The sequence below is a fragment of the Pseudoalteromonas aquimarina genome, from assembly GCF_049257255.1.
Lineage (GTDB): Bacteria > Pseudomonadota > Gammaproteobacteria > Enterobacterales > Alteromonadaceae > Pseudoalteromonas.
The window spans coordinates 15,723-36,565 of record NZ_JBMMUG010000012.1 but is presented as its reverse complement, the minus strand read 5'-3'; the positions used below and the strand labels follow the sequence as shown (position 1 = coordinate 36,565).

Sequence of the window (20,843 nt, the reverse complement as noted above, 5' to 3'; positions counted from 1 at the left end):
CGCTTGGCTGAAGAAATTAGAAATCCGGGGCAAGCTAAGCAAGCTAGACAAGATATTAAAGATATTGCGGCTGCTGATAAGGTTCAATCAAATATGCAACGCTCTGAGCAAGCAGAAGCAGCTAGAAGCTTCTTATCAGGCAACAATCAAATAGATAATTCTGTAAATAAGGATAGTTAAATGAAAAAGATATTATTAGTAGCTGTGCTATTAGCTCTTTCAGCTAATGCGAAAGCTGGAATTTTAAGTAAAGGTCAAAAATACGCATGTGAAGCTAGAGTATGCGCTATCGGTATAGCAATTCCTGAATCACATGCTGAGTGCCAAGCCGCTTTAACAAGATGGAGTCTTTATTTAGCCACAATCGGGCCATTTGGCATTAAGCCAAAGTGCCCGAGAAAAAACGCGAATGATGAAATTGTTGGTTACGATGATATGACTTGCGACAGCATCAACGACAGTAATCATAGACAAGAGTGCAATAATGCAACTGCGATTCCTGATAATTGTGATCAATATGATATAGGGAGCCATGAGTGGGAGCGATGCGAGCGCTATATGTGCAGCAATAAACACCAGCAAAATGGAAACCCTGAATTGTGCCAAGTTCAGCCGTAGACGTTAAGTTTAGTGATGGCGAACTAGAAGCGCTGAAATATTTAGCGCTTCTATTTATGATTGCTGATCACGTAAACAAATATTTATTCAATGGCACTTTGCCATTTTGCTATGAAGTTGGACGATTAGCATTACCTCTGTTTGCTTTCATTCTTGGCTATAACTGCGCGAGGGCAAACATAAGCAGCATTTCTCTTTTAAAAGTTGTAAAGCGTCTATTTATATTTGGCATCTTAGCAACACCACCACACGCTTATTTAGGCAATATATATGCTATCTGGCCTTTAAACATATTATTCACGCTTGCGGCCTCTGTATTGGTTATTTATTTACTAGTAGAAGAAAGAGCAATAACAGGTTTACTTGTTTTTCTGATTGCTGGATTTTTTGTAGAGTTTTTTCATGTAGGTGTTTTGCTACCAATCGCTAGTTACTACCTATTCAAAACAAAACAACTTCGCTTCTTGTTCTTAATTGTTTTCTGTCTATTAAGCCTGACATTCATTAATAACAATTATTATGCCCTGTCATCATTAATTGTTGTTTTTTTGTTCAAACCTTTGAGCATTAACTATACAAGACCAAAATGGTCAAAGTGGTTATTTTATTACTTTTACCCGGTTCATTTAATCGCGTTTATCATCATAAGAATACCAATGCGTGAAGCTGGTTATTTGTTCTTTACATGATAAAAGTTAAACGCCATAAAGTTACGATTAACCTCTCATTTTACAAATAATTCTCATTCGTGTTATAATAAAATATGATCGACAAAAACAACTATCCTATAAGTCGATATACCCACACCTAGATCTTCAGACTTAAAAATTTTCTCATTCATTACTCCACCATAACAATAATGTATGGTGCGCTTATTCCTGCATGTATAAAAGTAGTTAGATGAATCTAGGGTTCCAGAAACAACAATAAAGAAGGTAAAAAATGCTAGATAATAAAAATAAAGAAGAGTCTAACGATTATACAAATGACACTTTTAAAAAAGGTATCAAACAAGGCTTCATATCATGGGCTGTAAAAAAGTGTTTAGAAATACTTTTTGAATAAATTAAAGGCACAAAAAAACCCGATTGGTAGTCGGGTTTTATTGATGGAATTTTAACTTTGCGAAAAGTTTAAAAATACCTGATTAATTTTATATAAATCTCCGGTTTGAAGTCGAAGACCTTTTATTTCCTAAAATCTCCGATTGGTGATCGGTGATTTTGCAAACGTTCGTGAGAACGATTTGCTAGGAACGTATATCTCTAAGGCATGGTTAAGTTTACGTATTTAAATTTATTTGTAAAGCTTTTAACTTAACTGATTAGACCAGTTAAATATTTATTAAAGTCAGTAGGTTAATAAATAACTATACAAACCTTTGAAAGTATAGATTTTTTACAAATTAAATAAATTGATTTGCGTATTTAATCCTATTTGTAAAATTTTTAATTTAACTGGTCATACCAGTATTGTATCTATTAAAGTAAAGTAAGTTGGTTAATATCTTTATGGATCGTAATTATAGAAACCTTTGAAAGTATATGTTGTTTTATAATTGCAATAAACTGAATAAGTTATCCACCCCTACAAAATAAGTTCTCTATCCCCACAAAAAAAATAAAAAAAAATTTAGATTTGATAAATAGCTCTAACCTATTGTCTATTAATAGAAAAAGCAAAAAAAGATAAAAAAAACACCTATTCTATCAGTTACTTAGTAACTCTTGCGTTATATTTCAGCTTGATATTTTTTACTAATCGGTGTTTAATAAGCCTGAGTCTGGAGAGGCTCGCTTCTCAACGGTTTTTAACGGATTCTTTTAAATCCTTGCTATCTGACTGGTAATCAGATGTGCGTCTAACCGGGTAGAGGAGCGTATATCTCTAAGGCAGAGGTTAACTCACTAAAGCAAGGTAAGTAAGACGCATTTGGTGTGGTGAGCTTCACTCCCATAGACTATGGGGGGTTCTAGAATGATTGAAGTTCTAGTAATCGCTATCCCTGTTCTGACGGTTATTCATTTAACCCTAAGAATTGCGGTTAGTGTAAAAAGTTTACGAAATAAGAAGTAAATTCTTATTTCCAACTTTTTGAGGGCTGCAAATTGCAGCCCTTTTTTTATCTAAAAAACACTATTTCGAGTGAATTACCCATATATCTACATTTAAGCTATGCGCTTCAATCGTCTTTTTAAGCCTAGCTAAATACCGTTCTTTTGTTTTTGGGTTCACAATTAAAACAATACCAGCCTTTTTACTTGTCATGGCTGAATAGTAAAGCGCTTGCCCTAATGCTTCATGCCACTTATAACCAAAATCGTATTCAATAGCGTGTGTATCATTAAGACAATCAACCCTTGTTTTATCTGGTAGTCTATGTTCAATTTCACCACGGCAATGATATTGCACATAATCAGCTTCTTTCCATTTAGAAGTATTAGGAATTGCAGAAGCGCCACCTCGCGCAAAAATTGAAAACGAAATGAATGTAACGACTATAAATAATGCGTTTTTCATTGCTTATTAGCTGCTTCCAATTCTTTCTTTTGTATTGAAATACAACCCTCAATAATTACGCGAAACAAATCAGGCTTATCTTGATACCAGTTTTGCAAGTTCTGCCTTGATTGCCCTGTCATCTCCATAGCTATTTTAAGGCTCTTTAAACCCATTTTCTTAGCTTCTCTTGATGCTGACATTAATCTACCTCAAAAACGCGAAATATACGGCTACACAAAGAACCGTAACCACTACCACACCAACTACAGGGAGTAATTCTTTATTCACTTTCATCACTATGCTATCCTTTAATTGAATGAAGAGGGGTTGCAGCCCCTCTTGATTTAAAGTTTTAGAATCTTGTCGATTCCGACTATTAGGGCTGTTGTTACTAATGGAATTTCAATTGCTAACCTTAGTATCTTCAGCCTTAGCTCCAATCTTTCAAGCCTTTCCTTTTCGTCCTGACTTGGATTAGAACGCTTTTTAGTTTTCCTTTTTCTTCCCATATAACTCCTTACTTTTAGTGTTAAAGCCCAATGCCCTAACCACAAAGTAATAATAGCAAAATATTTGCTATTTTCAAAGGAAAAAACACAAAAACAACAAAATATTTGCTATTTTTAATGCTTGAAAACTGTATTTACTTTTACTTCTTTAAACCCTATCGACTCAGCCGACTTAACAGCCGCATCAATAGATTTAAACACTCTTTCTTGTTCACGAAAGCCGGTAGCGCCTAAAGACTTTTTCTTGTCTAGCTGCATAGTTAGCACAACGCCATTTTGTCGTTTAACTTGTAACAACCAACCTTTACCGTCACTAAATGCAGGGGTAACTAATGCGCTAATTAGATCACCAGCTTCAAAGTAAACTCGTAACTTTTCTAATTTCATATTTCTTCTTATGGCGTTAAAACCTGTTCGCTTGCGAACACATTAAAACAAAGCCCTTAATAGCCAAAAACAATTTTTTTAAATTTGGCGCGGTGTTTTTTAAATTCACCACTTAATCATAAAGGTGTTTTTTAAATTTGCCAAGGCAATATTAAATTATGGATAGCGCTATTTAACATATCATTCGTTACGTGCCTATTTGGTGTTGCTAGTTATAGATGGTACTGCTGAGACTTTATTATTTTTTGTTTTATTCACTCTTTGAATTAAACTGTATGTATATACAGTTTAATTTTTTGCAATTGTGAACGTAGCACATTTAAATTTTGATGATGTTAATGCTTATACCGAGCTTGGTATGAGCCTCAATGAATTATTGCTTGAGCATCCAAACGCCACATTTATCGGCTTGGCATCTGGTGACAGTATGAACGGGGTCGGCATTTACGATGGTGATTTACTGATAGTTGATAGAGCCGTTGAAGCAAAACACGGTGATATTATCGTGGCACAGTACAATAATGAATTTGTCTGCAAGCAACTCGATTTCACTAATCGCTGCCTTGTTTCCGCCAATGAAGACTTTAAGCCCGTTTCTATCGGTTCGCTTGATAAATTTACGCTTGAGGGTGTAGTCACAAAATCCTTACGACTTCACCGAAAAAAACAGCGTTTGCTTTAACGTATAAATAAGTTTTACACGTTCCCACTATTTCAACAGTGGCTTACTATAAGGAAATATGTATTGGTTGTTATTTACCCTAGTCTGTGTATCAGCATATTAATGTGATAGCGTAGACAAAAATTATGGGCTTTTATTTTCAAACTCATAATGTAACTGATAAATGAGGGATAAAACTCATTGGAATAAAGGAAAATTAAAATGACAGATATATCAGCCTCTTTAGAATCACTTTTTAAGCAGGGCTCAATTGCCGCCTCAGTATACATGAGTGATGCAGTTGTTGAGATAGACAAACAGTTTGGTGAAGGGTTTGCTGAAAAGAATCCAGCACTGATTGCAGCATTTATGCAAGCGGCCATAAGTGATTGTGGTGCTAATGTTCAAGCTAAAGTAATCGGTGAAGCTATCGAGAACGTAGCCGATGCTCTAAACAAAGTGGGTGATTCTCTTGATGAAATTGCTGAGCACTATTCTAATAGTTAATTATCGAGTGTAAAGAATGGCAACTTATAAAGACATTCAGGAGTATATAAAGAAAAAAGAAAAGCGAATTGTAAAAACTTGCTGGATAGCCCACGCGAAAGAGTTACATGGTTTGCCAAGAAGACCCCCTCATAATAGAGTAGATACAGAAAAAAGAGTTTATGAATGTCCTCAGTACGCATTTGTATGGATAACAGAAGCTTTCCGACATTTTAAAATGATTAAATAGGAAATTAAATTCATAATATCCAAAAAAAGGGGCGTAAAGCCCCTTTATCATTTTATAGTGCTGATTATAGTTTTTATTAATTCGACTACGTTTTTATATCCAAAGTCATCACTACAAATATAAACAACAGCAACGGCTATAATTTCAAGCAACACAATAGTAAACAGCTTTAAAGATACTTTTGTATTACTCGCTTTTTGGTGCGCTTTTTCTTCGATAGAGAGTTCACAGGTTCTTTTAATCACAACACTGTTCGTTTCGATTACTTCCGTATATTTAACTAACTTTTTCATTGTGTACTCCATTTGGTGAGTGATGCCTCTTTTAGGGCATAAGAAGATTATACCAAACAACGCAATAAAACCAATAATAAAGTATTACATTTGTGAAATTGATCACACTTTAAAAAAACAACCAGATAACCATATATATAGTTAATTAGCCAATATGAAACAACAACATACAGCGCTTATAGGTAAAAGCACTTTGCTTAATTTCGGTCAAACAAAAAAATTTTAATATTTTTTTTTATCGTAATTTAAACGTTGTTTTTTTATACGGGTTAATAGTATGAAACTTGGAAAGTTAGTGGGTATTAACATTGGAGTTAGTAAAATATTGTTCCAATATTTTTAGCGCCTAATGGCGCTTGATGTTTAGCTTAAACCCCCCTATCTTCGACAATAGAAAAGGAATTTTCCAATAGAAACAATAAGGGCAGGCTAAAAAGCCTACCCTTAGAGGAAGTTTCACAAGGCTGAGCCTATGCAAAAATTCGTTTCTTGACACAAATGATACTATGCACTGGCTCACTTTTTTTCAACACCTTTAAATCATTTAAGGAGAAAAAGGTGAAAATTGAATTTAATTGTCACTTTAAAATAGAAGTTAATAAGCAAATCATATTCGGCTTGTTAACGCTAGCCAATGCACTTACAAATTTGATGTAAAAAAAAGCCCTTTTAAAAGGGCTTTCTTTGTTACTATCGGCTGATTACTCGCTTTTTAGGTTCTATTGATTGCTGTTTAAGCTCAACAACATTTTCTTGTTTTTGCTTAATTTCCTTTTGGCGTTCAATTGTCTTTTTAATCGCGGCTTTTACTTGTCTATTTAAAGCTTCGACTCCAAGAAGTGACTTTTGTTGTAAATCATTAAAATCACTCAAACCAGTTTCAGCTTCCCCGGGAGCAAACACCGGGAATATAGCCGCACCGTTCACAGCTTCAGCAGCTTCTTTAGCTTTCACCCGTCCTACGTTAACTTTTTGAGGGTGTTTCTCTGCGCTTAACCTATCATCATCACCACCGATAATAATAGGCTTATCAGGAAACACTTCACGCATAATCTCAGCTACTTTTTTCAAGTTGCCTGAATCAAAAGCGGCTACTGTTGGTAAGCCGGAAGCATACGACATTGATTTAGCTGTAGCATACCCTTCACTGATAATAATTGCTGGTGCAGTTTTTAAAGCTTCCATATTGCCACTTACTACAAAAAAACTACTTTCTTTTTTGCCACCTGAAGCAAAGCGCTTTGAACCATTAGGCTGTATTGCTTGCAATTGCCATAACTTATTGTCTTTGTCATGCGCTGGTACTAAAAGTTCACCTGAAGTAAATACAATCGCTTCAGGGTTCTTTTCCCGGATCTGTTTTGACTCTTTAAAGTTACGACCGATTTTAACAATTGAGCTTTCAGGAATGACACTAGGATCACTTGGTACAATACGTAAACTATCAGCATCAACCCCTTTTTCTTTTAGATAAGCGGCCTCATTTGTTGCTGGTTGTGACAATGTATATAGTTCTGTTAGTGCAACTGATACTTTATCAAAATGCTTAGATTGTTCTTCAGCACGTTTTGCTTTTTTCAAAGCAGCTTCTGCATTAAGTTTTGCTCTTTCTTCCTGAGATAACTTCTGCCCTTGTGCTTTCCAATTAATCTTTTCACCTACGCGATTGTTCATCATCACACCAGCCGGGCGTCCGTCTAAGTGAGCAACATAAAACCCGGATTTTTCGCCAGCTTTATCACCTTCAACTTTAATTCGGTGTTTTTTACCATCCATAATAGGGTGATCACCATCTACTATTGCATGTATATTTTCTTTTAATGCTTCAGCAAATTCTTGTTCTGGTGTTTGTTTCGGCAATTGCTGAACAGCTCTATTATCAGGTAAATACTTTTTCAAAACACTCATATCTGAACTAGCATCTGCATACCAACTTGAAGCGGTAGAATCCCATTTAGCCCCGGCTTTTTTAGCGTTATCTTTGTCTTTGAAAGGTACTGCAAGATAAAGCTTTTCTGAATGTTTTTCTGGTGCTGGTTTACTTTCTACAGGTATTGATTGCTTATTATTTTCTGCATCAAGCCATTTTGAAAAAGGCTCTTGTTTCATTGATGATCGGATATACCATTGTCGCGCTTGCCTATCCCACTTAGCACCTAAGTTTTTAGCTTCTTCTTTCTCTTTGTAAGGTACATTTAAGAAAACACGATTAGATTTATCTGTATTTTCTTTCGCAAAATTAGCTTTCACTTCCTCCCTTTTCTGCTGTTGTTCTTTCATTTCCTGACCACCTTTAAAAATTTCTGATTGTTGCTTAATCGCTTTCAATTTTGATGCAGCTAAAGCGGCCTCTTCTTCGCTTTCATGTGTTGAGTGAACAACGCTCACAGCATCAATTTGTTTTAATGTAACAGCTATATTTTCATCATCAGATTTTAAGACTACTTCACCCGTCCAATTCTGAACATTTTCTATTGGTAAGGTATTATTCAGCTCAGCTAATTCATTAAACTCTTCAGGATGAAGCTTACCAGATTCAACACTATTCAACGCCAAGGCTAAAACATTAATTGAATCTTTAATATCACTAGCAACTGATAATGATTCAATATTATCTACAAGAATTTTTTCATCATGCGTAACTACTTTAAACGTTGATTCATTACTTTCTACTTTAGCTGAAATAGACTCTCTGATTTCTCGCTCTTGTCGCTCATACATTGTAAAAGCTTCTATCATAGCGTCTAATTGTGTATCTCTATCGCTAGAGAAAAATAAGTCTTTGACTCTTTCCCCGTTGAAATAAGTAACCGCTTTACCATCACCACCTGATAACTGTGTGAGTATAGGGATCTCTTTGTTACCATCCATATAAGCAATTTCATAATCGCTTTCACCTGTTGAAGATTCTCTGATAACAGGTTCAAAATGGTGTAACTTTGCTATATCTCGATAATTAAAATAGGACTCTAAAGCGCTATAACCTTCAACTGCTAAATCATGGTTTTTTTCTAGCTGCTCGATGATTTGATCTTGAGATAATGTTTTCTCCAACGATAAAACATAATCTTTAACTTTTTCAGCACTTGCCGCAGCTCTGAATATTTCTAACGGGTCATTTTTTAAAATGCTAACCCAACTATCTACATAAGCTGCGTGTTGACCGGGATCATGCCCTATTCCTATATCATCACCTAAAATCATTGAAGATATTTCTGCAACTAATTCTTCTTTGGCGTAACCTTCACTACCAAAGGGGTGTGCTAAGTCTCTATCTAATCGGCTTTTATGTCCTGTCCAGTGTCCTAGTTCATGTAACGCAGTAGCATAAAACTTACTACTATCATCAAACAATTCACGCTTAGGTAGATGAATTGAATCAGTTGAAGAACGGTAAAACGCCCTATCAAGTTCACTTTCATTTATGTTAGCACCTGAAGAGTTTAAGATTTTTTCAGCACGTTGATTTGCTTCCCAACTATTCACTTTTGGCTGTTCTAATTCAGGTAAACCATCAATTTGAGAAGCATTGAAAACACTTGCGGTAAAAAGTTTAGGGCGCTCTAATTCAACAATTTCTTTTTCAGGCTCTTTTGTTTCAGGGTTAATAATTGGCTTACCTGTTTCTTCATCGCGTTTAATGCGTTCTTCTGTAAACTTCCAATATTGAACCGTTGTTGCTTTTTCGCCTTTCCTTACTTGGGCGCCTAAGCCTGATGCTTGTTTGTAAGTTAACCATCGTGGATCAGCTTTACCCTGCCCCATTAAATGAATAGCATTGATTCCTTTATAGCGCTTTCCGCTTACCGGGTTAAATGGCATGAAGCTAGCTTGCCCCGGTGTCCAAGGTTTTTGCCAAGGTGCAGTTCCTTCTTTCAATTGCTTTATTAGGTTTTCTGCCACTATTTCGTGAAAAGGCTTTTTGTTGCTATGTTTCATAGTTGTTTCCTTTCTAAACTGTTTATCATCAGCACTAGGGAAAGTTTGTTGTTTCCTTTCGCCTTTCCTAATGCCTTCAGCAATCGCCTGAGCTTCTACGCGCAATTCAGATATAGTAAGAGGTTTCTTTGATAAACCAGCCTTTCTTAAAGCCTTCTGAAGCGTTGAGCGTACATTATCCCAAGCTTGTCCAATGAATGAGCGCTCTTCTTCTGCTACATAAGCAAATACTTCTTCAGCTCGTTCTAGTTCGTTTCTCTCTGGATAGAATTTATTAACTTTATTCCAAACGTGTTTTAGTGATTTTTCTTGCTGCGTTTCCAGAACTTTAGATAGGACGCCCATTTTCTCAATCGGTGTAAAAGTGTTGAGTCCATAGTGTCCGAGCAATTCATGTCTAATTGTTGTTCTGGCGGCTTTTTCGTTATCCAAATTGGAAGCTGCAAGGGTGATAAATCGTCTTGCCGGGTGGTAGGCTCCTTGGATTGTGACGCCTGTTCGCTCTGCTGAGTTTTCTTCGCCATAAATATCTTCTTGTCTCTCACGTATAAAAGGCAAAACATCAAAATTGCCATTAAATTCCGCTATAAATTCTTCGTAAATTTTCTTTACTTGTTCAACTGACAATCCTTGTTTAGTCATCGTTTTTATTACTGCTCGTTATTTACATCAATTGCGCTATCTAATGCTTCATCTTCAGTTAATGCGTCTTCTTCAAAGGCGCCAGCCGCTTCCGCAATATCAGCATCGAGTTCAACTTGAGAACCAGGCACTTCAAGTTCATCCTGTCTTTCAATTAAAACGTCTTGTGTTTCCTGAGATATGCTTTTACTCATAGTTATTTGACCTCTGTTAGTTTTGGTTTTGAAAAGTTAGGTTTACCCTTTAAATCCGGGTAACTTTGTTCGCATTTAGGGTAATTACTACAGCCCCAAAAAAATGATTTTTTGAATTTACGTCTGATTAGTGGTGATGAACACGACATACATTTATGCAGTTTTGACGGTGTAGGTTTTTTCTGATTAAAGTCTGGTTTTCCGGCTTTATCTGGTAATGAAGTTTTGCAACCTTCTTGGTAGCCAGTGCATCCCCAAAAATGCCCTTTAGTACCTTTAATTCTTCGTAATGGCTTTTTGCATGTAGGACATTTGTGGGCGTCTATTTTTAAACCTGTTAAACCGTTATTTTTAATTTCATTAACTTGTTCAGCAATGAAGTTATTTAAACCGCTAATAAAGCTTAAACAATCTGATTTATTGTGTTCTATATCTAATTGCTGTTGATGCCAAACAGCCGTCATATCGGGATATTTAGCTATATCTGGTAAAATGTTGTAAAAATCTCTCGCTGTTTGAGTGCTGATTACTGATTTACCTTTTTCTTCTAAAAAGCCTCGTTCAAATAAGTTTGATATGATTGAATCTCGCGTTGCTGGCGTACCTATACCGCCATGCTCCCCTGCATTATCTTTATCACGTTCTATTAGCAATGCTTTTAGTTCAGGATCTTTAATGTATTTAGCGACTCGCGTTAAATCATTTAATAATGTAGAAATCGTATAACGAGCCGGGGGCTTAGTTTCTTTCGCCTCTGCAATTGAGTTAGTACAACTGCCTACCTGACCTTTGCTAACCTGAGTTAGATCGGCTTCTATAGCGTCATTTGTAGTTTCGACTTCTTCATTGCCTTTATCGTTAGAGTAAAGCGCTTTCCAGCCTGATACTCTCGGCATTTTACTAACGCAAGTAAACAAGCGATTGTTACAGCTAATCTCTATATCTGTTTGGTCATATTCAAAAGGTGGGAAAAACTGAGCCAAATAAGCCCTTGCAATTAATATATATATTTTCTGCTCGTCTTGAGTCAGTTTATTAAAATCAGCGGTTGCTTCTGTAGGAATAATTGCATGGTGAGCTGTTACTTTTTCTGAATTAAAAGCCCTACTTTTAATGCTTGGATTGGCACTATTAGCAATTCGGGAAAGCATCGGTGCAGTAGTCGATATTGCTCCCATAACTGCGCTTGCATCAGAATGGTGTTCATCGCCTAAGTATTGGCAATCTGAACGGTTATAAGTAATTAACTTATATTTTTCTCTTAGTTGCTGCGTTATGTCTTTTACTTTATCTGGCTTTAAACCAAATTTTCTAGACGCATCTGTTTGTAACTTTAATAAGTTGTAAGGTAGTGGCGGTTGTTCTGTTTTGCGTTTTGTAGACGCTGCGTTTATTTGCGCTGCTTGACCAATTAGAGCCTTTGACAAGTCTTTAGCATAGCTTTCATCATTAATACGGTTTTTATCGTCTTGAGGGTCATCAGGGTTTACTTTTAGCTGCGCTTTTAATTGTGTTCCAGCAATATCAAAATCTGCTTTAACGCCATAAAAATAACTTTTCTTATGTGATTCATGTTCTAGATCGCGTCTTACAACTAAACCAAGTACAGGTGTTTGAACCCGGCCTACTGATAAAATACCTTGATACCCTTTATCTCTTGCTGCAAGTGTATAAGCTCTAGTCATATTAAAACCATATAACTGATCACCAACACTTCTTGCTTCTGCTGCCTGAGATAATCCATAAAAATTAGAATTAGGCTGCATATTTGCTAACGCTTTTCTAACTGGCGCCAAGTTGTTGTCATTTATCAAAACACGTTCAACTGGCTTTTGATAATTAATGTAATTAAGAATTTCATCTATTAACAACTGCCCTTCAGCATCAGCATCACCAGCATGAACACAGCTTTTAGATTTACTAAGCAAATCAATAATTATGTTTAATTGCTCTTCTTTATCATTGCCGGGTTTTAGCTCCCACGGAACAAATGACATAGGTAAATCTAGCATTTGCCATTTCTGATATTTAGCATCGTAATCGTGAGGATCTTTCAGTTGTAACATGTGACCAAAGCACCATGTAACACAATCATCACCGCAATCATAATAACCATTCTTTTTAGTTCCACCACCAAGACCTTCAACAATAGCCCTTGCTAGCTCTGGTTTTTCAGCAATAAAAACTCGTTTCATTTATGCTTCCTCTTTAGTCCATATAGGCTTAACTACATCTTGTATATTTGTCGCTTTAACCAAGCCGAAATAGCGCGCATCAAATGACAATGGATGATGATCAGAAATTAAAAGCACTTCACCCTTTTTTAAGGTGTAGTTATGTAATTTGAAGTGTGGGAAATCTTGCATTGCTACTGGTTTTGTATTTTGTATAGATACACCATTAACACTTACGCCATTTTGATTAAGCGTTACTTTGTCACCTTCTTGAGCAACAACACGCTTCATCAATTCGCCATATTCATTTGCACAAAAACCATAAGTAATAAATCCATACTCCCGGGCTGATTTAAAAACATCTGTATTAGGTGGGCAGAAAGTAACTAAATCACCTGTTTCAACAGTTTTTTCTTGCGTCCAATAAAGACCTATAGGAAATGAAACAGTGTAATTAACTCGCGCACCAGCTAAGAAGAAAACTGAAGCAGTACAAAATAATAAAATGAGAAGTATCGTAATTTTCTTAATCATAGTGCGACCTCAATAGGCTTATTCACAATTGTTTTACGGATTACATCGGATTCAATTGGCGCCTTTACTTTGCTTCTGGCGTCAAAGGTAGGATCTTTAAAGTACAAGACTTGCTTGCCATAGATAGCAGGATAACCAGCAACATAAATAACCATATCACCGCTTTCTTTAATCATGCCTTTAGCGTCTTTTTTAGGTGCTGGCATACGTAAACATTCATCTTCTGTTAAAAGCGCCCGGGCTGTTTCTTGTTGAGTTTTAGATACATTGCTGTGCATCGCGCTTATTCTTTTACCACTTGTGGTAACAGCTTCTTTTATGATTGTTGTTTGGCCTGTTAATGATGATAAATGTTTTGCTGTCTCGATGCGGTTCGGTGGGTATGCGTTTTGAATATGACAGTTAGACGTTATAGTTTCATCTTGACCATAGCCCGTTTCACGACTTTTAAGCTGGTTTATATCCTGACAAATCAAATAACATTTGATGCCATAGCCAGCTACAAAAGCTAAGCTCTCTTGCAATATTTCTAACTTGCCAAGTGAAGGGAATTCATCGAGCATCATAAGCAATCTATGTTTATATGATGCAACAGGCTTACCACCTTCAAACGACATTTCATCAGCTAATAAACGAATTATCATGTTTATCAAAATTCGTACTAACGGCTTTAAACGTGCTTTGTCATTTGGTTGTGTAACAATGTAAAGACTTACCGGGTTATCATGGTTCATCAAATCTTTAATTTTGAATTCACACGCTGAAGTATTAGCCGCAACAATTGGATCTCGATAAAGAGATAAATATGATTTTGTAGTTGATAACACTGAGCCAGCTTCTTCATCGGGTCTATCCATCATATCGCGCCCGGCTGCGGCTACTACTGAATGGGGTTTACCATCTACATGATGATATTGTGTCATTTCCATCCACAACTCAGATATATCTCTATCCGGGTCAGCTAATGCAGCATCAATAGATTGAGGTGTTGCTATTGCTCCATCATTTTTAGCTTTATATAAAACATGCAAGATAAGACCAACGAGCAGCGCTTGTGATGTTTTTTGCCAGTGGTCATTTAATCCCTTTCCATCTGGATCAACCATTAACGTAGCAAGGTTTTGAACATCGCCTACTTCGTACTCAGTGGCGATTCTGATTTCTTCGAGTGGATTCCATTTGATAGAACCATTTAAAGATGCTGGTTCAAATTTGATAACTTTGTTACTGGCGTGAAATTTTCGCCAGCCCGAAGTTAAAGCCCATAATTCACCTTTTAAATCAGTAATAACGCAGCTTTTAACCCAAGATAACAAAGTCGGAATTACTAAGCCCACACCTTTACCTGAACGAGTAGGCGCATAAGTTAAAACATGCTCCGCGCCTGAATGTCGCAAGTAATGTAAGTTCCCTTTTTCGTCTTCCCAACCACCTACAAAAACGGAATCTTCAGTATCAGAAAATAATGCTGAAGCTTCTATATCTTTCTTATTCGCCCAACGTGCTGAGCCATGAAGGTAGGGATTAACCTTAGAGCTATTGGCAGAAACAATTCTATGAATAATAACTGTTAATAGTCCAACACCTGATACAACTAGACCAATTGAACCCGACACTATAAATGCGCGAGGTTGATCTGAATAGAATTCAGTTGACCATACTAATATTTGCCAAGGGAAATATATATGATTGAAATGAGTACCTAATAAGTCGTTATAGTTAAAACTATGTGCAAAATGTTGTGTAGCAGACCATAAAGAAGCAATTAGAATAGCTATAACAGGTAATACATAAACCTTTACATCAATCTGCTTTTTTTCCTTAATTTGAGGGCCGACTTTGTTATTTCTATCTTTCATCGTTTAAGACCTTTCTTAGTGATTACTGTTGTAGGTGTAATCCGTAATACATCGCCTACTTTCAGCTTCATTACTCGGTTTTTCGTTTTTGCATCAATACTTTTAACTAATATTTCTTCTGAGTCTTTTTTACTCACTAAAAGCAATGATTCACCACTTACGTTCCGCAATCCTTTGTATATAAAATCACCTGAAACAGATTCAGTATATCGCTTATAAATCGGTATATCGAATATTTTTTGCCGTTTTTCGTTTCTTTCCTCAATAAATTTTGTAATTGGGTCTATTCCTCCTGACCTAGATATATTCCATCGCACAGCTTCAGTGCTAGTTGCTTTTCTTTGTTCCAGATCACTACGTGCATGACTCGGCAATAACAACTCAGTTCGCTTTTCGAGCTGAACCAAACCGAGTTCGGACACTGTTGACATATTGTGTATTCTTTGGGCTTCAGTGAGTCCTGAACGTCTAAAATTGTCGGACTTGTTGTTTCTTCCTCTAGTTCTGTTTTCGCCTCTTGTGGTGCTTCCTGTTCTGTCTGCTCTGACTGATCTAGTTCGTTCAGAAGCGATGCTAAGTTTTCGTCTTCCGTTGTCATTTTTCATTTCCTCAATTAATGAATTTGTAAATTTATCAGTGAATGTAATATTTAAATTTTTGGTTGATACAATAGAGGCAACTTGCTTTTTAAAATCATCGCTGCCGCTAATTGATAATGAATTGCCGTATTTTGAAGCAGCAATTACAAGTGCTGCATACATGCCGTTTTCTGTGGGATTAAGACCTAGCTTAATGCTATTTTTTCGTTCTCTAATTGCTGTATTTGCGATTTTATAAACAACAGTTCCTTTGTTCGTTACGTTGTTCACAAAATCTTTAAATACTTTGTGTGTAGTGACCTTTTTATCATCCGAATAAAAAGTATTTCCTTTTTGCTGTGACTGGTACTTGTTGCTTTTCTCTAAAGCTTCAAGTGCCTTTTCATCACCATTTACTACTTTTACTTTAAGCCACTCTTTCCAGCTTTTTCTTTTATATTCAGAAAAGAGTAATGAACGTTTTTTACTTAAATCTTGATGAAGCTTATTAAGTTCTTTTTGTTGTTCATTATTAATATGCTTTAACGCTATCCGTTTCATAATGCCCGGAGTCGCAAGCTTTAGCATTTGGCGTTTTAAGCTCGTTTTGTTTTTAATTAAATTTATTGCTGTAGTACGCTCGGCTGATAAAGCTAGTAACTCAGCATTTAAGATTTTAGTATTTTGTGATTGTTCGTCTTTGTAGATTTGAAAAAGTGTTTTTGAATCTGCATCAAGATTTATTGGTTGCGGTGCATAATCACTGTTTGACTTATATTTAGATTCTTCAAACTCACCAAGTTTTTCTATTAACTTTGCTTTTGAAAAAGCTCTATCAACATTACTTGCTTTTACTGATATTTCACCAGAGCTAAAAATTAAACCATTACCTCGCTTGCTTAATGTGACACCTTTGTCATTAAGTAGCTTATGTAATTCATCCCACGACTCAGCTTTTTCTATTTCATCAGCAAAACCTTTTACATGTGAAAGTAAGCTTTCAAGCCCGGTCATTGATTCCATATCTGATGCTCTGCCTTCTGATATGGTTTTTTTGTTTTTATGGTTATCAACTTGCAAACCATACTTTTGTTCAAGCTCAATGCACTTCTTATCTCTCACATAATGATCTCGATATGGTTCGTGCAAAGTTAACTTTTCCGGGTGGATTTTATTTATAGCTAAATGAATATGTAAATTATCGGTGTCTCTATGCGTTACGCTTATTCTTTGATGCTCTTCAAAACCAAGTGCTTCACATATCTCATTTTCTATACTTTCAAGGACTTCATTTGATGGATTTTCACCTTCAGGAAACGAGATAATAAGGTGATAAGTCTTATCTGATTTAGCCCTAGTATTTCTTGCCTGTGTAGCTTCGATTTCCATTGAAGCCCATTCAATAGAGTCAGAGTGACAATTAGTTATGCGTGTTTCTGCAACTCGTTCTAACTTGTCTTGATCATCAACTAAATATTCAACCAACGATTTGAAGCTACTTTTTCGAGGGTTGTTCATTGGTACTTTTTTAGTGATCACATTTCACCTCAAAATTTTAGCCGCTAAAGTTTTGAGACTTTGTGATAAAGCGTTTCTTGGATTGAATATATTCGATTCAAACATTCTTCAATGCCTTGAATCAGATTTGCTTCATTAAACTTTCTAAGCTTTTCATCATTACTCAGAAACATTTTTAAAAGGCCACCAAGTCGCCCTTGATCAGCATTGAGCTTTGCTAAAGCCGAAACCGCTTCTTGATCAATTGTTGGTGTTACAGAAAATCCTAGTCCTAAGTTTCTAAGATAATTGGATGCGCTCAAACTATATAAGTTTGCATTACTTATTATTTGGTCTTTTTCTTGTGGGGTCACATAGACCTTAATAGGTACTGTTTCTTTTCTCGTTTTATCTGTATTTCCACTCATATTTAAATCCTTTAAGGCGGTAGCCGTTGCTTCGCAGAACAGGACTTGTTGAGCATTTATGCGAATAATATTTGTGAAGTAGTCCAGCTTGCTGGTAGTCCTACTTCACCTGTCCTGCCCTTAAAATCTTTTTTATAACTCCATTAATAAAGATTACTTTAACACTATATCGAACATTATGTATAGTTTATATATCGAATAAAGCTTGTTTATTAGGCAAAAAGATATAAAATAAATTCTATATATCGAAAGCATAACGCTTGTAGCGCGTTCGTATAAACAACGTATAAAAAAGAAATAAACATGACTAAAAAATTGTCTGAGCGCATTGCTGAGCGTATAGAGAGAGAAAAATCCAATAGTAGAGTGGTTAATAAAGCGTCTTTAATTTCCTTGAAAAATGATATTCAGGAAGCGCGTTCTGCTGGCTGGTCGTTACGTCAAATTTGGATCACGTTGTCTGAAGAGAAAAAAATCAAGGTTACATATCAAGCTTTTTGCAAACAAATAAAAGCATATTTGGATAATGAAACTAAGCAGTTTGAAACTACATTAACGCAAAAGCAAAAACATAAAGCTTCAGTTAATGAACAAAAAATAACGCCACAAAAAAATAAAAGCTCAAGCTTTGAATTTAGTAACGTGGCAAACAAAGAGGATATTTTGTAATGGCTAAAATTCACATGGTTCTACAAGGAAAGGGGGGCGTTGGTAAGTCTTTTGTTAGCGCTCTAATTGCACAATACAAATCAGAGAAAGGGCAAACACCTATTTGTTTCGATACTGATCCTGTAAATGCCACTTTTGCAGGATATAAGTCCTTAAATGTAAATCCACTAAAAATAATGGATGGTGATGAAATTAACCCGCGTAATTTCGATTCACTAATCGAACAAATAGCAACAATAGAACAAGATGTAATTATTGATAATGGCGCTGCTACATTTGTTCCACTTGCACATTATTTATTAAGTAATGAAATTCCTGAATTGTTGGCTTCTATGGGTCATCAATTAATAATTCATACTGTGGTCACTGGTGGTCAAGCTTTACTAGATACAGTTAACGGCTTTAATCAGTTAGCAAAACAGTTTGCAGAGCCTAGTTTGTTTGTAGTTTGGCTTAATCCTTATTGGGGTGCAGTTGAGCATGAAGGACGTTCTTTTGAAGAGTTAAAAGCTTACAAAAACAATAAAGAACGAGTATCTGCAATTGTACCTATACCTGAATTCAAAAAAGAAACTTTTGGTCACGATTTAAGTGATCTTCTTTCTGACCGCTTAACTTTTGATGAAGCGTTAGAAGCTGAAGGTTTAACAATAATGACCAAACAACGCTTAAAGCTGATCAAAAAACAACTGTTTGAAGTTATGGATATTGCAGAGGTGATCTAATGGGAAATGAAGTTAGCATTGAGGCTTTACTCCATGAAGTTATGGTTGAACATGGCGTAAAGCTAACAAAAAATGATCCAGTTTTAATTGTTCATACGTTGAATAAGCGATTAATCGAGTCTCAAAAGGCACTACAAGAATCTTTACTTAATGAATTGAAATCTAATTTAGAAGTTTTAACTACTGATTGGAGTGAAGAGGCTAAAAGTGTTGCCGAAAATATTATTAACTCTTCTCTAAAAGCTAGTACAGCAACTATTACTCAGGCAATTGAAACAAGCACTGAAGAAAATAAAAAGTTGCTGAAAGAAGCTATTGAAGAGTCTGTTATTAATATCAAAGATGAAATATCAGGAAAAATAAAGGAAACTAAAACGGTATCAGTAGCAAATATATTTGCCTCAATTTTGACTACCGTTTCAGCTTTAATTGTTGCTTATGCTGCTATATTTTAGCCGCTAAAATTAGCGTTTTAAGCCTTTCTTTTGTGTCTGTGTGTTTTGAGATACAGACACTTTTCCTTCTGAGTAACTAATGGTTAAGTTTGTACCATCTTTTACTGATACACCTAACGATTCAGTTTTATGAGATACAAACTTATTCTTTCCTACTTCTTGATAAGTTGTCTCATTGCCAGAATGAATGATGACTCCGCTGTATTCAGAGTTACTATCCGCTTCTTTGGCGTTATAAATATTATAAATACCTGCTTTAAGTGACGACTTATCTACTTTTTCAACTTGCCACTTATTTTGTACTTCCTTTTCAAGCAGCTTTTGGCCATTCATAACCAAAACGCGAAACTTGCTCATTATTTTATTAAAACCTCAGAAAGTTAAGATAAACAATTACATTCTATTATATATAAGATTACAGCATTAAATATGGCCTAAATCGGTACAATGACAAAAAAAAACCGCAAAATGCGGTTTTTTTGTTACAAATAATTAAGATTTATTCATTAACCTTCAATAACGCTCTTTAATTGAACGTCTTTTAATGGCACTTCTTCTTCAGTTCCATCATCATCGAATTTAATAAATGCAAATCCTTCTTCAGTAGGTCTAACATTTAATAGTAATCGCGCTGACTGGCCTTGATACTCAATTTGAACAATTGCTTTCTTTAATTTTGATGGATCAGTGTCTTTTGTTGAATCTTTTTTACTTGGCGTTTGAACTTCTTCAGTTTCAACTTGCTCAACTTCTTCTTCAACATCATCAGAATGAACAGCTTCAGCAGCAATATAATCTTTCAACAAATTAACACTAGTTCTTGTAATATCTTGTGTTTCATCTTCAAGCCATAATGAAACTTCATCCGGGTTATTACCATAAAGTTTTACTAGACTATTAACTACTGTTACATCTGAACATCTACCTTGTTCATATATTTCATTAATTGGTTCTGGTAACTTCAACAGCGTTACATGCTGAGATACAAAACTCGCGCTTTTACCGATATTTTTAGCAATATCACCTTTTTTCACGCCTTCATTTAACTTACGTTGAATAAAATTAGCCAAATCTCTAGCGCTTAGACTCTCTTTTAAAAGGTTCTCTTTTATTTGATCATAATCTTCAAACTCTTCATCAATAAATGCTGGTATTTTGGATTTGCCAGCTCGTATTGATGCGGCTTTACGGTTATGACCAAAATTAAGCATATATTCACCCTGAATTTCCGGGTGAGGTCTTACTGATACAGGTGATTTTACGCCACGGCTTTTAATATCCGCTGTAAGCTCTTCTAAGAACTCTTCAGTTACATCTTCACGGTTATTTGGATCATCATGGACAATGCTTATATCTAGCTCTACAGGCTTTCCTAAGCCAGTATTGTTATTGCTTTTAAGCAAAGATGAAATATTGCTTTTTTCAATTGCATCTAATCCCATG

Annotated in this window: 21 protein-coding genes; 8 read left to right on the top strand and 13 right to left on the bottom strand. The window is 35.6% G+C overall.

Going from position 1 to position 20,843, the window contains the following annotated elements:
• The 3 genes from AAEU29_RS20520 to AAEU29_RS20510 form a co-directional block, all read left to right on the top strand.
• A partial coding sequence (locus AAEU29_RS20520) for a hypothetical protein (protein WP_421975042.1) occupies positions 1-180 on the top strand: 180 nt, incomplete at its 5' end.
• Positions 181-618, top strand: a complete 438-nt coding sequence (locus AAEU29_RS20515; RefSeq protein WP_421975041.1) for a hypothetical protein — start codon at positions 181-183, stop codon at positions 616-618.
• The gene (locus AAEU29_RS20510) at positions 600-1,307 is read left to right on the top strand and encodes a TraX family protein (protein ID WP_421975040.1); all 708 of its coding nucleotides are present in this window, start codon (positions 600-602) and stop codon (positions 1,305-1,307) included. Before AAEU29_RS20515 ends, AAEU29_RS20510 begins: the two co-directional genes overlap by 19 nt.
• A 1,447-nt stretch (positions 1,308-2,754) precedes the next feature.
• Here AAEU29_RS20510 and AAEU29_RS20505 read toward each other — a convergent pair.
• The 3 genes from AAEU29_RS20505 to AAEU29_RS20495 form a co-directional block, all read right to left on the bottom strand.
• On the bottom strand, positions 2,755-3,138 hold the full coding sequence (locus AAEU29_RS20505; protein WP_421975039.1) for a hypothetical protein: 384 nt from the start codon (positions 3,136-3,138) through the stop codon (positions 2,755-2,757).
• Complete coding sequence (locus tag AAEU29_RS20500) at positions 3,135-3,320, bottom strand: hypothetical protein (protein WP_421975038.1); 186 nt, start codon at positions 3,318-3,320, stop codon at positions 3,135-3,137. The genes AAEU29_RS20505 and AAEU29_RS20500 overlap by 4 nt, the downstream gene beginning before the upstream one ends.
• Positions 3,321-3,743: 423 nt before the next feature.
• Complete coding sequence (locus tag AAEU29_RS20495; protein WP_421975037.1) at positions 3,744-4,016, bottom strand: hypothetical protein; 273 nt, start codon at positions 4,014-4,016, stop codon at positions 3,744-3,746.
• A gap of 358 nt (positions 4,017-4,374) precedes the next feature.
• On the opposite strand from AAEU29_RS20495, the gene AAEU29_RS20490 reads away from it, so the two are divergent.
• Together AAEU29_RS20490 and AAEU29_RS20485 are read left to right on the top strand one after the other, a co-directional pair.
• The gene (locus AAEU29_RS20490) at positions 4,375-4,698 is read left to right on the top strand and encodes a LexA family protein (protein WP_421975043.1); all 324 of its coding nucleotides are present in this window, start codon (positions 4,375-4,377) and stop codon (positions 4,696-4,698) included.
• Between the two features lie 201 nt (positions 4,699-4,899).
• The gene (locus tag AAEU29_RS20485; protein WP_421975036.1) at positions 4,900-5,184 is read left to right on the top strand and encodes a hypothetical protein; all 285 of its coding nucleotides are present in this window, start codon (positions 4,900-4,902) and stop codon (positions 5,182-5,184) included.
• A 276-nt stretch (positions 5,185-5,460) separates the two neighbouring features.
• On the opposite strand, the gene AAEU29_RS20480 is transcribed toward AAEU29_RS20485, so the two are convergent.
• The 8 genes from AAEU29_RS20480 to AAEU29_RS20445 all read right to left on the bottom strand — a co-directional run bounded on the left by AAEU29_RS20480 (position 5,461) and on the right by AAEU29_RS20445 (position 17,551).
• Positions 5,461-5,706 carry a hypothetical protein gene (locus AAEU29_RS20480; protein ID WP_421975035.1) on the bottom strand — a complete coding sequence of 82 codons (246 nt, stop codon included), beginning with the start codon at positions 5,704-5,706 and terminating at the stop codon, positions 5,461-5,463.
• Positions 5,707-6,396: 690 nt separating this feature from the next.
• The gene (locus tag AAEU29_RS20475; RefSeq protein WP_421975034.1) at positions 6,397-10,287 is read right to left on the bottom strand and encodes a zincin-like metallopeptidase domain-containing protein; all 3,891 of its coding nucleotides are present in this window, start codon (positions 10,285-10,287) and stop codon (positions 6,397-6,399) included.
• An 8-nt stretch (positions 10,288-10,295) separates the two neighbouring features.
• Positions 10,296-10,481 carry a hypothetical protein gene (locus AAEU29_RS20470; RefSeq protein WP_421975033.1) on the bottom strand — a complete coding sequence of 62 codons (186 nt, stop codon included), beginning with the start codon at positions 10,479-10,481 and terminating at the stop codon, positions 10,296-10,298.
• A gap of 2 nt (positions 10,482-10,483) precedes the next feature.
• Positions 10,484-12,676: a DNA topoisomerase 3 gene (locus AAEU29_RS20465; protein WP_421975032.1), complete on the bottom strand. Its 2,193-nt coding sequence runs from the start codon at positions 12,674-12,676 to the stop codon at positions 10,484-10,486.
• Entirely contained in the window at positions 12,677-13,189 is a 513-nt protein-coding gene (gene traF, locus AAEU29_RS20460; protein ID WP_421975031.1) for a conjugative transfer signal peptidase TraF, read from the bottom strand. It lies immediately after the preceding gene.
• Positions 13,186-15,048 (bottom strand): type IV secretory system conjugative DNA transfer family protein, encoded by a 1,863-nt coding sequence (locus AAEU29_RS20455; RefSeq protein ID WP_421975030.1) that lies wholly within the window; start codon positions 15,046-15,048, stop codon positions 13,186-13,188. Before AAEU29_RS20455 ends, traF begins: the two co-directional genes overlap by 4 nt.
• The gene (traI, locus tag AAEU29_RS20450) at positions 15,045-17,165 is read right to left on the bottom strand and encodes a TraI/MobA(P) family conjugative relaxase (RefSeq protein ID WP_421975029.1); all 2,121 of its coding nucleotides are present in this window, start codon (positions 17,163-17,165) and stop codon (positions 15,045-15,047) included. The genes AAEU29_RS20455 and traI overlap by 4 nt, the downstream gene beginning before the upstream one ends.
• A gap of 23 nt (positions 17,166-17,188) precedes the next feature.
• A complete protein-coding gene (locus AAEU29_RS20445; protein ID WP_421975028.1) occupies positions 17,189-17,551 on the bottom strand; it encodes a plasmid mobilization protein in 363 nt (120 codons plus the stop codon).
• A gap of 303 nt (positions 17,552-17,854) precedes the next feature.
• Here AAEU29_RS20445 and AAEU29_RS20440 point away from each other — a divergent pair, with 303 nt between their 5' ends.
• From AAEU29_RS20440 to traM, 3 genes are read left to right on the top strand one after another with little or no spacing between them, the layout of a single operon-like run.
• Positions 17,855-18,220, top strand: a complete 366-nt coding sequence (locus tag AAEU29_RS20440; protein WP_421975027.1) for a TraK family protein — start codon at positions 17,855-17,857, stop codon at positions 18,218-18,220.
• Complete coding sequence (locus tag AAEU29_RS20435; RefSeq protein WP_421975026.1) at positions 18,220-18,945, top strand: PRK13886 family protein; 726 nt, start codon at positions 18,220-18,222, stop codon at positions 18,943-18,945. The genes AAEU29_RS20440 and AAEU29_RS20435 overlap by 1 nt, the downstream gene beginning before the upstream one ends.
• On the top strand, positions 18,945-19,400 hold the full coding sequence (gene traM / locus AAEU29_RS20430) for a conjugal transfer transcriptional regulator TraM (protein ID WP_421975025.1): 456 nt from the start codon (positions 18,945-18,947) through the stop codon (positions 19,398-19,400). Before AAEU29_RS20435 ends, traM begins: the two co-directional genes overlap by 1 nt.
• A 9-nt stretch (positions 19,401-19,409) precedes the next feature.
• Here the strand turns inward: traM and AAEU29_RS20425 are convergent, their stop codons facing one another.
• Positions 19,410-19,757 (bottom strand): KfrB domain-containing protein, encoded by a 348-nt coding sequence (locus AAEU29_RS20425; RefSeq protein WP_421975024.1) that lies wholly within the window; start codon positions 19,755-19,757, stop codon positions 19,410-19,412.
• Between the two features lie 149 nt (positions 19,758-19,906).
• Positions 19,907-20,842 (bottom strand): ParB/RepB/Spo0J family partition protein, encoded by a 936-nt coding sequence (locus AAEU29_RS20420; RefSeq protein WP_421975023.1) that lies wholly within the window; start codon positions 20,840-20,842, stop codon positions 19,907-19,909.
• Position 20,843: the final 1 nt, after the last annotated feature.

What these genes read in the sequence shown, in the direction of transcription:
- AAEU29_RS20505 (WP_421975039.1), bottom strand. Translation starts at nt 3,138, where the DNA reads ATGAAAAACGCATTATTTATAGTCGTTACATTCATTTCGTTTTCAATT.
- AAEU29_RS20485 (WP_421975036.1), top strand. Translation starts at nt 4,900, where the DNA reads ATGACAGATATATCAGCCTCTTTAGAATCACTTTTTAAGCAGGGCTCA.
- traM (WP_421975025.1), top strand. Translation starts at nt 18,945, where the DNA reads ATGGGAAATGAAGTTAGCATTGAGGCTTTACTCCATGAAGTTATGGTT.
- AAEU29_RS20480 (WP_421975035.1), bottom strand. Translation starts at nt 5,706, where the DNA reads ATGAAAAAGTTAGTTAAATATACGGAAGTAATCGAAACGAACAGTGTT.
- AAEU29_RS20515 (WP_421975041.1), top strand. Translation starts at nt 181, where the DNA reads ATGAAAAAGATATTATTAGTAGCTGTGCTATTAGCTCTTTCAGCTAAT.
- AAEU29_RS20420 (WP_421975023.1), bottom strand. Translation starts at nt 20,842, where the DNA reads ATGGGATTAGATGCAATTGAAAAAAGCAATATTTCATCTTTGCTTAAA.
- AAEU29_RS20435 (WP_421975026.1), top strand. Translation starts at nt 18,220, where the DNA reads ATGGCTAAAATTCACATGGTTCTACAAGGAAAGGGGGGCGTTGGTAAG.
- AAEU29_RS20495 (WP_421975037.1), bottom strand. Translation starts at nt 4,016, where the DNA reads ATGAAATTAGAAAAGTTACGAGTTTACTTTGAAGCTGGTGATCTAATT.
- AAEU29_RS20455 (WP_421975030.1), bottom strand. Translation starts at nt 15,048, where the DNA reads ATGAAAGATAGAAATAACAAAGTCGGCCCTCAAATTAAGGAAAAAAAG.
- AAEU29_RS20425 (WP_421975024.1), bottom strand. Translation starts at nt 19,757, where the DNA reads ATGAGCAAGTTTCGCGTTTTGGTTATGAATGGCCAAAAGCTGCTTGAA.
- AAEU29_RS20475 (WP_421975034.1), bottom strand. Translation starts at nt 10,287, where the DNA reads ATGACTAAACAAGGATTGTCAGTTGAACAAGTAAAGAAAATTTACGAA.
- AAEU29_RS20500 (WP_421975038.1), bottom strand. Translation starts at nt 3,320, where the DNA reads ATGTCAGCATCAAGAGAAGCTAAGAAAATGGGTTTAAAGAGCCTTAAA.
- AAEU29_RS20490 (WP_421975043.1), top strand. Translation starts at nt 4,375, where the DNA reads ATGAGCCTCAATGAATTATTGCTTGAGCATCCAAACGCCACATTTATC.
- AAEU29_RS20465 (WP_421975032.1), bottom strand. Translation starts at nt 12,676, where the DNA reads ATGAAACGAGTTTTTATTGCTGAAAAACCAGAGCTAGCAAGGGCTATT.
- traF (WP_421975031.1), bottom strand. Translation starts at nt 13,189, where the DNA reads ATGATTAAGAAAATTACGATACTTCTCATTTTATTATTTTGTACTGCT.
- AAEU29_RS20440 (WP_421975027.1), top strand. Translation starts at nt 17,855, where the DNA reads ATGACTAAAAAATTGTCTGAGCGCATTGCTGAGCGTATAGAGAGAGAA.
- AAEU29_RS20445 (WP_421975028.1), bottom strand. Translation starts at nt 17,551, where the DNA reads ATGAGTGGAAATACAGATAAAACGAGAAAAGAAACAGTACCTATTAAG.
- AAEU29_RS20470 (WP_421975033.1), bottom strand. Translation starts at nt 10,481, where the DNA reads ATGAGTAAAAGCATATCTCAGGAAACACAAGACGTTTTAATTGAAAGA.